The sequence below is a fragment of the Alicyclobacillus kakegawensis NBRC 103104 genome (assembly GCF_001552655.1).
Lineage (GTDB): Bacteria > Bacillota > Bacilli > Alicyclobacillales > Alicyclobacillaceae > Alicyclobacillus_G > Alicyclobacillus_G kakegawensis.
Genome location: NZ_BCRP01000004.1, coordinates 176639 through 189193, shown reverse-complemented (window position 1 = coordinate 189193; position 12555 = coordinate 176639). Strand labels below are relative to the sequence as shown.

At 60.4% G+C, this 12555-nt stretch carries 13 protein-coding genes; 3 read left to right on the top strand and 10 right to left on the bottom strand.

What is annotated here, in order from left to right; genetic code table 11:
* Positions 1-69 precede the first annotated feature (69 nt).
* Positions 70-927 (top strand): deoxyribonuclease IV, encoded by an 858-nt coding sequence (locus AK2_RS04950; protein WP_245632778.1) that lies wholly within the window; start codon positions 70-72, stop codon positions 925-927.
* Positions 928-963: 36 nt separating this feature from the next.
* Here AK2_RS04950 and AK2_RS04945 read toward each other — a convergent pair whose 3' ends face one another.
* Positions 964-1287: a MazG-like family protein gene (locus tag AK2_RS04945; RefSeq protein ID WP_067931993.1), complete on the bottom strand. Its 324-nt coding sequence runs from the start codon at positions 1285-1287 to the stop codon at positions 964-966.
* Between the two features lie 193 nt (positions 1288-1480).
* On the opposite strand from AK2_RS04945, the gene AK2_RS04940 reads away from it, so the two are divergent.
* Entirely contained in the window at positions 1481-2209 is a 729-nt protein-coding gene (locus AK2_RS04940) for a 3D domain-containing protein (protein WP_067931992.1), read from the top strand.
* A 53-nt stretch (positions 2210-2262) separates the two neighbouring features.
* On the opposite strand, the gene AK2_RS04935 is transcribed toward AK2_RS04940, so the two are convergent.
* The 5 genes from AK2_RS04935 to AK2_RS04915 form a co-directional block, all read right to left on the bottom strand.
* Positions 2263-2532, bottom strand: a complete 270-nt coding sequence (locus AK2_RS04935) for a hypothetical protein (RefSeq protein ID WP_157076231.1) — start codon at positions 2530-2532, stop codon at positions 2263-2265.
* Positions 2533-2631: 99 nt separating this feature from the next.
* On the bottom strand, positions 2632-4410 hold the full coding sequence (locus AK2_RS04930) for an acyl-CoA dehydrogenase FadE (protein WP_067931989.1): 1779 nt from the start codon (positions 4408-4410) through the stop codon (positions 2632-2634).
* A 111-nt stretch (positions 4411-4521) separates the two neighbouring features.
* Complete coding sequence (locus tag AK2_RS04925) at positions 4522-5703, bottom strand: acetyl-CoA C-acyltransferase (protein WP_067931981.1); 1182 nt, start codon at positions 5701-5703, stop codon at positions 4522-4524.
* Positions 5704-5717: 14 nt separating this feature from the next.
* Entirely contained in the window at positions 5718-8123 is a 2406-nt protein-coding gene (locus AK2_RS04920) for a 3-hydroxyacyl-CoA dehydrogenase/enoyl-CoA hydratase family protein (protein ID WP_067931979.1), read from the bottom strand.
* A 207-nt stretch (positions 8124-8330) separates the two neighbouring features.
* Positions 8331-9269, bottom strand: a complete 939-nt coding sequence (locus AK2_RS04915) for an aminotransferase class IV (RefSeq protein WP_067931978.1) — start codon at positions 9267-9269, stop codon at positions 8331-8333.
* Between the two features lie 179 nt (positions 9270-9448).
* Between AK2_RS04915 and AK2_RS04910 the strand changes: the two genes are divergently transcribed.
* Entirely contained in the window at positions 9449-9793 is a 345-nt protein-coding gene (locus tag AK2_RS04910; protein ID WP_067931970.1) for a histidine triad nucleotide-binding protein, read from the top strand.
* 79 nt (positions 9794-9872) lie between these two features.
* Here AK2_RS04910 and AK2_RS04905 read toward each other — a convergent pair whose 3' ends face one another.
* The 4 genes from AK2_RS04905 to AK2_RS04890 form a co-directional block, all read right to left on the bottom strand.
* A complete protein-coding gene (locus tag AK2_RS04905) occupies positions 9873-10319 on the bottom strand; it encodes an OsmC family protein (protein ID WP_245632777.1) in 447 nt (148 codons plus the stop codon).
* 116 nt (positions 10320-10435) lie between these two features.
* Positions 10436-10870 (bottom strand): cupredoxin domain-containing protein, encoded by a 435-nt coding sequence (locus AK2_RS04900; protein WP_067931968.1) that lies wholly within the window; start codon positions 10868-10870, stop codon positions 10436-10438.
* Between the two features lie 52 nt (positions 10871-10922).
* Positions 10923-11459 (bottom strand): phosphatase PAP2 family protein, encoded by a 537-nt coding sequence (locus AK2_RS04895; protein ID WP_217994666.1) that lies wholly within the window; start codon positions 11457-11459, stop codon positions 10923-10925.
* A 4-nt stretch (positions 11460-11463) separates the two neighbouring features.
* Entirely contained in the window at positions 11464-12540 is a 1077-nt protein-coding gene (locus AK2_RS04890; protein ID WP_157076229.1) for a phospholipase D-like domain-containing protein, read from the bottom strand.
* Positions 12541-12555: the final 15 nt, after the last annotated feature.

The window sequence follows — 12555 nt, the reverse complement described above, 5'->3', positions numbered from 1 at the left end:
ACTGGTTTCCTGCATTCTGATAGGGGTGCGCGGCACGCGCATGCAAACCGTACAGGGGAGGGAGCGGCGGTGGACAAGTCATCGCAAACGCAAACTGGCATCCTGCTCGGAGCCAATGTCTCCATTGCAAAGACAGGGCTGTTGGCGGCCGTGGAGGAGACGATTAGCTACGACGCCAACACCTTCATGATCTACACACGCAGCAATCGGGGCGGCAAGGCCCGGCCTATTACCGATTTCCATCGCGATGAGGGGTTGGCCCTCATGAAAGAACACGGCATTGTCGATCCGGTCGTACACCTGTCCTATTTGGTCAACCTGGCGAGTCCGAAGGAAGACACGTGGGAATACGGCATCTCCGTGTTGAGCGAGGAAATCCAGCGGGTCGAATACCTCGGATTCCGCTACATTGTGATGCACCCAGGCAGCCACGTCGGCGAAGGCGTCGAGTACGCCATCCGCCGCATCGCGGAGGCGCTCAACTCCATTTTGACAGGCGAAGAGTCGCTCTATATCTGCCTTGAGACCATGGCTGGGGACGGATCGAAGGTAGGCAATTCGCTGGAAGAAATCGCAGAGATCCTGTCCTTGGTTAAGCACCATGAACGATTGGCTGTGTGCATCGACACGTGCCACAATTACAGCTACGGCTATGACATCGTCCATGACTTTGACGGGTTCCTGCAACGCTTCGACGACGTCATCGGACTTGAACGCCTGAAGGTAGCCCACATCAATGATTCAAAAAACCCGTTCCAGTCGCGCAAGGACCGCCATGCCAACATCGGCGAAGGGTCTTTGGGCTTGGAGGCGCTCAAGCGCATCGTCCACCACGAGGTGCTGCGTGGGATTCCCCAGATTCTGGAGACTCCCAACGGCCGCTACCGGGAAGAGATAGACCTGCTGCTAGACCGCCAACCCAAATGACCCCGGCTACCGCACGGGGTGAATCGGAGCCCCGGTTCACCCCGTGCCGGGGCCCTCCAAATACCCCTTTTGACGCAGCTTCTCGACATGCTTGTCCACCTCGGCCGCGATGTCGATGCCGTACAGATCCTCGATGACAAACATCATCGATACGGCGGTCTGAGCGACGTCGAGGAGTTCAGAGACAATGGCGCGCACCACATCCCCCTCCGCCAGCACGTCCCGCTCGCCCGACAAACCACGAAACTTGCCAATCGCCTGTGCCAGTTCGCCCACCTCTTCGGTGATCTTGAGCATGGTCGATTCCAAGGTGGGGGTCAGTCCTCCCAGACGTGGCAACGAAATCGTCTTCTGTTCCATAGTCGGCCTCCATTTCCGTATGCGGGGCCAAGCGCCCGCCTCTCTCCAGTGTACCCTACCACTCCCGCCAAACTCTACGAATTTTAGGCGCCCTTTTGCAGAGAGGTTTAAGACTTTGATTCCTTGTCCATCCTGCTAGTACAAAACGCCAGGAAAGCGGACACAATCCGCCCCTGGGAGGGGGAGAAATCCGTTGTTCCGAAAGAGTTTGTGCATCTCGGCAGGATTGGTGGCACTGGCGGCGATGCCGCTGGTGGGATGGGCCAGCATTGTCAACGGCGGACAACAGGTTTGGCCGGGAGCCACCCTGGAGGGAACGTACACGGTGAAGGCTGGAGACACGCTGTGGGGGATCTCGCAACAGTTAGGTGTCCCGCTCAAGGATTTAATCGCCGAGAACCATATTACCAATCCACGTAGCCTGCAGATCGGGGAAAAGCTGTCCTATCAAGTCTGGCAGCCCTCTCCGGAAATGAGCCAGTTGACCAAGAGTGCGAGCGGGTCGGCATCAGCCAAGGATTCCGCCAGCATCCGGCAGCTGGTCAGCCGCGATGGCGATATCAGCGCGTCCCTTTTAGCCTCTTTGGCCACCCGCGTCGCTTCGCCGATGCGTTGCGAGCTGACGGCATACACGGCCGGCTACGAATCCACCGGCAAGCGCCCCGGTGACCCGTCATACGGGATTACGTCCACAGGAGTACCGGTGCAGGCGGGCGTCACCGTCGCCGTCGATCCGTCCGTCATTCCGTACGGCAGCAAGCTCTACATCCCTGGCATCGGCTTCCGTATCGCCCAGGACACGGGAGGAGCGATTCAAGGACACCATATCGACATCTATATGCAGAGCCTCAGCGAAGCCATTCAGTTCGGTGTCCGGTACGGCGACGTGTACGTCCTGCCAGATTGGTTCCCGACGCCCTGACGCGCGGCAGTCAAGGGTCGGTCCAATCCCTTTCCAAGGCGTGGGGGACAGGGTCAGGGCATGTCGGAACGCCGGCCGTCCCGACGCCCGTCCGCCCAGCGTCGCGCGGCGGACGCGGCCCAGCATCCGAACCAACAGAGGAAAAAGTAAAGCATCACATAGGCTTGGTAGGCAACCGAGTACGCCCACAAAAACCAGGCGCTTCCGGCGGCGACCAACAGGGTCGGAGTCCAGACCATACGCTTGCGAAAGTAGAAGGCAAAGCCCAGGCAAAACGCCAGGCACGGGAACCATCCCGCCACAAGACCCATGGAGCTGAACACGTCCGTCGTCACCTCTGCCTGATGGAATATTCCTTGTATCCCGTTATACCGGAATTCCGCGCATACTTCCAGACGCAGGGCCAAGGCCAAAAAGGCGTATCAGGCCAGGTAACCCTCAGCCTCAATGACGCGGGCGGCAATCTGCCGTTTTATCTGCTTGCTGTTGACCGGCTCAAAGCGGGTCAGCTTGCGCAGTACGGCCAGTTGCGTACGCAACACGTCACCTTCCTCCATCGCCGCCAAGACAAATTTCGCCTGTTGATCGACGCGGGCCATGGCCTCGCGGGCATACACCCGCACCATGTCGATCTTGTTGGCGGCAGCCGTCTCACCGCTGCGAGCCAGTTCCTTCTCCGCCCGCAGCAAGGCGCTCTCCAGAGCGTAGATTTCGATGATGATGTTGGCCAAACCCGCCAGGATTTCCTGCTCCTCCTTCAGCGCCTGCATGTACTTCTGCACTGCGCTACCTCCCACGAACAACAGCACCTTCTTGGCCATTCGCAGCAGATGCATCTCCACCCCCAGCGGCACACTCTCGTCTGGCAGCGGCAACATGCCCATCAGTTCTTCCTGCAGGCCCTCGGCGGCCTGCAGCAACGGAAGGTCCCCCTTCATCGCGCGCCGCATCAGCATATCCGGTATGAGCATCCGGTTGATCTCGTTGGTCCCCTCGAAGATGCGGTTGATGCGGGAATCGCGGTACATCCGCTCGACGGGGTAGTCTTGAATGAACCCGTACCCGCCGTGAATCTGAACCGCTTCATCGACCACGAAATCCAGGGCTTCCGAGGCGTAGACCTTATTCACAGAACATTCCAACGCGTATTCTTCAATGGCGCGCGCCGCCTCGCGCCCGTCAGCCGTATCCGGCAGGGCCGCCAGACGGGCGTCGATATCGCCGGTGGAGCGGTAGGACATGCTTTCCGTCACATAGCAGCGGATGTTCATATCCGCCAGCTTTTGCTGAATGAGCGGGAAGTTGGCGATGGCTGTTTGGAACTGTCTGCGTTCTTTCGCGTATTTCACCGACGTCTCAATCGCCGCTTTCATGCCGCCGACCGCGCCGACAGCGAGTTTGTAGCGGCCAATGTTCAAGATGTTGAAGGCTATCACGTGCCCGCGCCCGGGCTCTCCCAACAGATTTTCCACTGGCACCTTGGCATCCTCAAGGATGAGCGGGCGGGTGGACGATGCCTTGATGCCCATCTTCCGCTCCTCAGGCCCGGTGGACACGCCGGGGAAATCGCGCTCGACGATAAACGCCGAGAACTTTTCCCCGTCGATCTTGGCGTACACGATGAACAGGTCGGCGAAGCCCGCGTTCGTGATGAACTGCTTGGTTCCGTTCAGGATGTAGTGCTTTCCGTCCTCCGACAGGCGGGCTGTCGTCTTGGCGCCCAGCGCGTCCGAACCCGACCCCGGCTCGGTCAGGGCGTAGGCCGCGAGTTTCTCGCCGCTGGCCAACAGCGGCAGGTATTTTCTCTTCTGTTCCTCGTTTCCGAAATACACGATGGGCAGCGTACCGATGCCGACATGCCCACCGAGCCCGACCGCGAATGATCCGCCCCGCGTCATGTACTCCATAATCAAAGCCGACGTCACCTTGTCTGCGCCCAGTCCATCGAACGCCTCCGGGACATCGGCCGCCAAAAGCCCCAGTTCCCCTGCCTTCTTGAGCAGCGACACAGTCAAATCCCAGTTCTGGTGCTCCAGTTCCTCCGCGTTTGGAAGGATTTCACGTTCCACGAAGGAGCGAGTCGTTTCGATGATCATCTGGTGTTCCTGGTTGAAATCCTCCGGCGTGAACACCCGTCCCGAATCCGTCTCGGAGATCAAGAACGCCGCTCCTTTGGTCAATTCGTGTCCAGTTGCCGTCATGGCAGATTCCCCCTCTGGCCATTTTGACCCCTAAGCACATCCCGCCGGCGCATCGGGCTGCGCATCGGTCAGAAACACGCCTGCTGTTTGCTTCCTCTCAAACTACGCGTTCTAGCCCACGCGTTCGAAAACGCCGGCCGCTCCCATGCCACCGCCAACGCACATGGTGACGAGTCCGTAACGGCCGCCCCGGCGCGCCAGCTCGTTGAGTATGGAGACGGTGAGCCGAGCGCCCGTGCAACCCATCGGGTGGCCAAGCGCAATCGCGCCGCCGTTGACGTTCAGCCGGTCGTCCGGAAACTCCAGGGTGCGCGCCACATGCACGGCCTGCGAGGCAAACGCCTCGTTGAGCTCAATCAAGTCGATGTCGGCCAGCTTCAGACCGGCCATCCGAAGCGCCTTGGGAACCGCCTCCACCGGTCCCACGCCCATGACGTCCGGATCGACCCCGGCGACCGCAAAGGAGCGAAAAACGCCGATGGGCCGGACCCCGAGCTGGGCCGCCCGCTCGCCCGACATGAGCAGCACAGCGGCCGCACCGTCGCTGGTCTGCGACGAGTTGCCAGGCGTGACCGTGCCCTGTGCGTGAAAAACCGGGCGCAACTTGGAAAGTGCCTCCATTGAGGTGTCCCGCCGCACCCCTTCATCGGTGTCGAACACGCTTTCGACCGTGTGCGGCCGCCCGTCCGCATCGGTTTCCGTGAATTTCACCGGCACCGGCACGATTTCGTCTTTGAACTTCCCGTCGTCGATGGCTCGGGCCGCGCGTTGATGGCTGCGCAGGGCAAAGGCGTCCTGATCCTCGCGCGTGATGCCGAACCGGGCCGCCACCTGTTCGGCCGTGTTGCCCATCGACATATAGGCGGCCGGCAGGTGCTCAACCAAGTAAGGATTGGGCGAGAGGTTGTATCCCCCCATGGGCACGAGGCTCATCGTCTCCAGGCCGCCGGCGACCACCACCTCGGCCGCTCCCAGCATGATCTGCTGGGCTCCGATCGCGATGGCCTGTAAACCGGATGAACAGAACCGGTTGACCGTCATGCCCGGTACTGTGGTCGGTAATCCGGAGCGCAGGGCCACGATGCGGCCGACGTTCATGCCCTGCTCCGCTTCGGGGATGGCGCAGCCCATGATGACATCGTCCACTTCTTCTTTTGCGACCTGTGGAACGCGGCGGAACAAATCCGTGACGACCAGCGCCGCCAAATCGTCCGGCCGAGTGGTGCGCAGGCTGCCTTTCGGCGCTTTGCCGATGGCAGTCCGGGCGCCGGCGACAATCACCGCTTCTCTCACACAATCTCCCCCCGTCAATTGCGCAGCGGTTTGCCATGGCTGAGCATGTACTGCATCCGCTGCTGCGTTTTGGGCTCACCAATCAAGCTCAAGAACGCCTCTCGCTCGAGGTCCAGCAGATACTGTTCCGACACCTTTGTCCCCCTCGCCACACTGCCGCCGGTCAGCACACGGATGAGGTGGTGCGCGATTTTCTCGTCATGCTCCGAGATGTGCCCGCTCACGCGCATGCCGTAGACGCCCGCCTTCAATCGGGCCGCGCCCGCCTCGCCGACGACCGGGACGAGCCGCGGTTGCATCGGGCGGAAATCGCTGTCAGCCAGACCGATAGCCACCTGTTTTGCGTCGTGCAGCAAGAAATCCCGCTGCAAGGTGATGCCGTCATGGTGGCGCAGGATGCCAAGCCGCTTAGCCTCTTTGGCGCTGGTGGAAACCTTGGCCAGAGCAATCGTCTCAAAAGTCTTTTGCACAAAACTGTCCAGGCGCTCATGGACACCATCCGGGACTCCCTCCAGCGCCCGGATCAACATCTCCTTGTTGCCGCCGCCGCCAGGGATCAAACCGACACCGACCTCCACCAAGCCGATGTACGTCTCGGCCGCCGCTTGCACCTGATGAGCGGCCAGGCAGACCTCAGCACCTCCCCCCAGCGCCATCTGATGGGGAGCAGCCACGACCGGCTTGGACAGGTATTTCAAGCGCATCATCGCCTGTTGAAACTGGTGCACAGCGAGTTGGATCTCGTCCCAGTTCTCGTCCTGGGCCTCCATCAACATCATCATCAGGTTGGCGCCGACACAGAAATTCGGAGCCTCGTTAGCGATGACCAGGGCCCGCCAATTCTTTTCCACCTCGTCGGCGCTCTGCTGAATCATCTGTATCACATCGGTTCCAATCGCCTGTTTGAACGAGTGAAACTCGAGACAAGCCACCCCATCGCCGATATCCAGCAGGCTCGCCCCCGAGTTCTTGCGGATGACCTTTCCCTGCTCCTTCAGGCGGGCGAGCGAAATGATCTGCTTGGGCTCGTCAACGTCCCGGTATTGGCCGCGACCGACGTAAAACCGGGGTTTGGAGGCGACACTGCGCTGGTAAAACGCTTCCTGTCCAGAGGCCAACATTTCCGAGACAAAGTCTGGAATCTCTTCACCTTCCTGCCGCATCCGTTCAACCGAACGGCGAACCCCCAATGCATCCCAGGTCTCATACGGCCCCAGGTCCCAATTGAACCCCCATTTCATCGCCCGATCCACCGACAGGATGTCATCGGCGATTTCACCCTGCTTGCGAGCCGTATAGAGCAAGACCGACTTGAGCACGTCCCACGCGAATCGGCTTGCCGCATCCTCCCCATACACCAACGCCCGCAATCTGGACGGGGCGTCCTGAGCGCGCTTGGCCGCCGTGAGCGACGCGGAGGCGAATTTTTTGCGCGGCCGATATTCCATCGTCTGCAGGTCGAGGGCAAGGATCTCGCGGCCCTTGTCGGTTTCCACACGGCGGAAAAACCCTTGGCCGGTTTTCTCGCCCAACCACCCCCGAGACACCATCTGTTCGATATAAGGAGGGATGGCAAACGCTTTCCTTTCTTGGTCGTCCGTCACAGCCTGCTGCACGTTGCGGGCGACGTGCACCATGGTGTCCAATCCCACCAAGTCGAGGGTGCGAAAAGTCGCGCTCTTGGGCCGCCCCATGGCCGGGCCTGTGATGGCGTCCACTTCGTCGACGCCCAAGCCGTATTTCTCCATCGCCTGCAACGTGACCATCAATCCGTACGTCCCGATGCGGTTGGCGATAAAGTTGGGCGTGTCCTTGGCCACCACAACCCCTTTGCCCAATGTGCGTTGGCAAAACTCGACCATCGCGGTGACGACCTCGGAATCGGTTTCCGGACCCGGGATGATTTCGAGCAGCTTCATGTAGCGGGGGGGGTTGAAAAAGTGCGTCCCGAGAAAACGCCGCCGGAAGGAGACAGGGCAATCGGTCGCCATGGCGGCGATGGAGATGCCAGAGGTGTTGGAGCTGACGATGGTGTGCTCGCCCGTCGCTTCGGCCACCCTGAGGAAGAGGTTCCTTTTAATGTCCAGGTTTTCGACCACCGCCTCCACAACCCAATCGCAATCACGCAAGCGGCCGAGGTCATCATCCAGATTGCCGGTTTCAATCCGCTCGGCGTCGGCCGCGTCGTACAGCGCGGCTGGTTTTGCCCGCAAAGCCGCAGCCAGCCCGTTTTCGGCTAGACGATTGCGCACCTTGCGGTCATGGAGTGAGAGGCCGCGTGCCCGCTCCGCATCGGTCAAGTGGTCTGGAGGTATATCCAAAAGCAGGACGGAGAGGCCAGCGTTGGCCAGGTGAGCCGCAATGGCTGCGCCCATAACACCTGCACCGAGCACGGCCGCCTTGCGAATTCGTCGATTCACCGTCTCATCCCCCTCGCACCGACTCAATCCAAACCGACCAGTCGGTAGATTTCTTTATTATCATAGCAAACCGCTGCCGGATTGAACAGACCACCTGGAAACAATCCGCATCTGAGCTGGGGCGCCGGATGGCGGCTGGACGGATAAATCCGCAACCGGCGCCAAACGTGCGGGCCATGGACGCGTGGTCCATGGCTTCCCATCCCTTCAGGGATTCATAGGCGACTGGTTACGGCAGTGGGCAACCGCGTCCGCGAAGGCGGCGCGCAGCCGCTCCGTCAGCGGCGCCTCGCCCGTCTGCGCCCAGAGTTCCACCGGATTGACACACTCGTACAGCAAAGATTCCGGCGGGGCGTCCTCCAGTTCGGACAATTGGGTGAGCCGTGATGACTCGGCGATAATTTTTTGTACGGGCAAGATTTCCGTGGTTGTGCCCGTCATAAAGACCTCCTCGACATTCCTCAGCTCGGACAGCGTCACGGCTCGTTCCAGCGTCGGGATGCCGAGGGATTGGGCCAACTGCAGCACCAGGCGGCGCGTGATCCCGGGAAGGATGTGGCGATCCGCTGGATGCGTGTACAACTTTCCATCCGAGACAAACCAGGCGTTGCTGCCCGCTCCTTCAGTGATCACGCCGCCGCGCACCAACAGGGCTTCGTCAGCGCCGGCGCGGTGAGCCGATTCCTTCGCCAAGACATTGGGTAAAAGGTTGATGGTCTTGACGAAGACATGGGCCCACCGCTCATCCGGGTACGCCAGCAGCGTGGCGCCGCCTGTCGGCGCAGCGGCGGTCTGCGCTCGAACAATCAATGTGACCTTCGAATCGCTCCCGGGAAACCAGTGAACACGCGGCGCCGCCCCTCGTGTCAGCTGCCAGTACACCTGGGCCTCCGATTCATGGCTGCGGCGGACGGCCTCGTGGATCAGCCGGATCCAATCCTCGCGCGACAACGGGTTGTGCAAACCGATGGCGGAACAGCTGCGTTCAAACCGCTCCAGGTGCCATTCCAGAAGAAAAGGCCTACCACCGTACACCCGCACAACCTCATACACGCCGTCGCCAAATTCATGACCCCTGTCTTCCAGAGACACCTTCGCCGGGTCTTCGTCGTAAAAGTGACCGTCATAATAATAAAGGGTGGACATACTGCATACCTCCGCATCCAGGACATACTGTTGCTTGCCCATACAGTACGAGAGAAACAAGACAGGAATCAATCCAATGCCGCGCTCACAGACGGGCTTGGAACTCAGCGTTTGAAGCAGACGCCCGATTGGCCTACAATTTTGCTGAAGTCAACGTTGCCGAAAAACGAGGTGGAAAAGTGGAAGAGTGCCTGTTTTGCAAGATCGTCGCGGGCGCGGTGCCAGCCAAAAAGGTCTACGAAAGCGAGGACCTGCTGGCGTTTGAAGACATTCAGCCGCAGGCTCCCGTGCATGTCCTGGTCATCCCGAAAAAGCACATTCCCTCCGCACACCACATTCAGGAGGAGGACTGCGCCTTGATTGGGCGGCTGCACCTGGCGGCCCAGAGGGTCGCACAAAAGCTGGGCATTGCTGAGGACGGATACCGCATCGTGACCAACATAGGGCGCCACGGGCAGCAGACCATCCCACACCTGCACTACCACGTCATCGGCGGCCGGCAACTGCAGTGGCCGCCCGGCTGAATCCGTCGCACAACGGCGCCGCCGCACCCATGAGCGAGACAGCTGGGTGGGCGGCAGCCCACCGCCCGCACGCTGAACCTCACCCGGACGTCCTGACGTCTGCGATTTCCCGCCCGTTGAGAATCAAATGGGGCACAATCTGCGCTTGCAGCGAGGCCGAAGCGCTGCAGTACTTTTCCTCACTCAGGTGAATCGCGCGCCACGCCTTATCCGCATCCACATCCCCTGCCATCCGGTAGTAGAGGTGGATTTCCGTAAACTTCTGCGGATGCTCCTCGCGCCGCGTCCCGTCCGCCTCAATCGCCAAGGAACTTAAGGGCTGGCGCATACGTTCGAGAATCATGGTGACGTCAATGCCGGTGCATCCGATGAGTCCCATCAGCAATAACTCCATGGGGCGTGCTCCATGGCCCTCGCCACCAACCTCGGCCGCCGCATCCATTTCAACTTGGCAGCCGGAGGGACCCACTGCAGCAAAGTGGCGCCGCCCCAACCAGTTTGCCGTGACCCGCATCGTGCTTGCCATCGTGTCGGCCCCCTATCTACCGGACTGAACCTTCCTGCCCTGCGGTTAGACCACTGATAGCCAGCCATCATGCCACACCAAAGTATAGCACGAAATCACGGCATCCAGGTTCCCCCTCAGTGTACATCAAGGGTCCCCTGCATTCCGGGTTCGGGCATACGTTTTCCCTGCATCAGTCGATCCGAATAGAACGGAAACCGTCCGGGTCTGTCGGGTGTGAAGGAGGCGGTGGTCTGTCCCCCGGCAGGTAGATTGGGCAAGAACACGTAAAAGTCCGGGATGACCAAGTTATGCACCTGGCGGCCTTGATTGACCACCGTCAGATTGACGGTTTGGCCCGCACGCGCTGCAATCCGCCCAGGAGAAATAGATCCATCGCGGAGCACCACTCGCACGGCGGTCTGCGCGAACACCTGGGGAACCTTCAGGAAAAGGCCAAACGGAAGCGGTCCGACCGAGACGATTCCAATGAAAATGATGGATACCGCCGCAGACCAGCGGCAGCGACGCCAAAACCTCGGCGCACGCCAAACGAACGAGCGGCAGCGCATGCTGATCAGCCTCCTGGCCTCTACCGTGCACAGGCGCATGGGGAACTATGCATTACGCTACCCACACGCTCACAGCAGTGGAAACCACGACCGCCACAAAGGTCCCGTGCAAAGCGCCGGCCAGAACATCTGTGGGATAGTGCAGGCCTACGTACACGCGCGATATGGCCAAGAGCACGGCCAGTACAAACAGGATGAGCCCCACTCCAGGCACTCCCGCCATGCTGACCGCCAAAGCGAAGGCGCCAGTCGCATGGTTGCTGGGAAAGGAGCCGCCGCGCTCATGCGCAAGCAACGGCAAAAACGGCAGTCGCTCAAACGGGCGCGGACGCCAGAACACTCGGGTCACCCATTCGTTCATGACACGCGCCAAGACGGCGGCCGCTATCGCCGAAAACCCGGCGAGGCGAGGATGTGCCGCAGGCGGCGCCAGGAATAAGGCGCCCGCAGCGATGACGCAGACCATGACAATCGGTGTCCAGAGCGCAATGACTACCATATAGGCATTGAGTGCAGGCCATCGCCTCCACAGACCGCATACATACATCACCCATCGCTCATCGTACGGCTGCACACGTTCGAACGTCATCGATTCAGTCTTCACCCTCATCGGACCGGGCGCTGGCCACCGGATAGTCGGTGCCGCGTGAAATCTGGATTGAGAAATCGGCCTGGAAAGAGGCGTCGAACCGCTTCATATGATGAAATTCCAAATCGCCTTCATGGTTGTAGGCATACGCTTGATGACTGAAATTGGCACTCCCGATGATGAAGGTATCTCCATGGTCCACATCGAGTATCTTGGCGTGCATCCACTCTTGGCCATAGGAGCGGTAGAAGCGAACGGTCGCCCCCGCGTCGCGCAGCTCCTCGGCGGCTTGGCGGTTGTAGGATTGATTGGGATCCAGCAGCACCTCCACGATGACCCCACGGTTGACGGCCGCGGTGAGAGCGTCGAGGACGCCACGATCCGTCAGATCAAACGCCTCTAGGCACACCAGCTGGTGGGCTGATTGAATCGCCTGGATGACCTGTGCCTCAATCTGACCATCGGTGATGAGAGGTAATTGAGTCTTGGGTGCTGCGGCGGGCAGGCCCTGGGCGCGTTTCCAGTCCCAATGAAACAACGCAAGAAACGACGGATTGGGGTGCCGGATGTAAACGGACGCGTCATTGTTTTCCCAACTGCTGTCTCCAAAGTTCATCCCGCCCAGCAACACCCCGGAGTCGCGGCCATCCGTCAGCAACATCTTGATGTGCGAAATCCCTTGATGAATGTGCAGGGATTGTACGGGAACCCCAGCATGCTCCAGCATGGGGACAGCAACTTGCTGCGAATGGCTTTCTGTCGCATCGACGACCACCCGCACATCCACCTGGCGTCGTTTCGCCGCGACAAGGGCCTTGAGGATATCCGGGTCCGACAACTCATAAACGTCAAGATAGCAATAACGGTGGCTGTGGCGAATCATCCGCAGGGCCTGCGCCTTGACATACGGCCCCCAGTCGAGCGTCGCCCCGCCTTCCTCGACCGGCGCAGGAAAACGACTGTTGTCTGCAGCCAACGTGGTCTTCCCGCAAGCCGGCACGAGCCCTGTCGCCATAGTGAGGGCGGCGGCCAGTACAGTGGAGCGCAGCCAGGAAAACCTGGTTACAGTGGACAGATGCATCCGTCATCCTCCCTC

Coding starts and splice junctions, on each gene's coding strand:
- AK2_RS04945 (WP_067931993.1), bottom strand. CDS start 1,287: ATGGAACAGAAGACGATTTCGTTGCCACGTCTGGGAGGACTGACCCCC.
- AK2_RS04915 (WP_067931978.1), bottom strand. CDS start 9,269: ATGTCCACCCTTTATTATTATGACGGTCACTTTTACGACGAAGACCCG.
- AK2_RS04900 (WP_067931968.1), bottom strand. CDS start 10,870: ATGCGCTGCCGCTCGTTCGTTTGGCGTGCGCCGAGGTTTTGGCGTCGC.
- AK2_RS04930 (WP_067931989.1), bottom strand. CDS start 4,410: ATGACGGCAACTGGACACGAATTGACCAAAGGAGCGGCGTTCTTGATC.
- AK2_RS04905 (WP_245632777.1), bottom strand. CDS start 10,319: ATGGCAAGCACGATGCGGGTCACGGCAAACTGGTTGGGGCGGCGCCAC.
- AK2_RS04895 (WP_217994666.1), bottom strand. CDS start 11,459: ATGACGTTCGAACGTGTGCAGCCGTACGATGAGCGATGGGTGATGTAT.
- AK2_RS04890 (WP_157076229.1), bottom strand. CDS start 12,540: ATGCATCTGTCCACTGTAACCAGGTTTTCCTGGCTGCGCTCCACTGTA.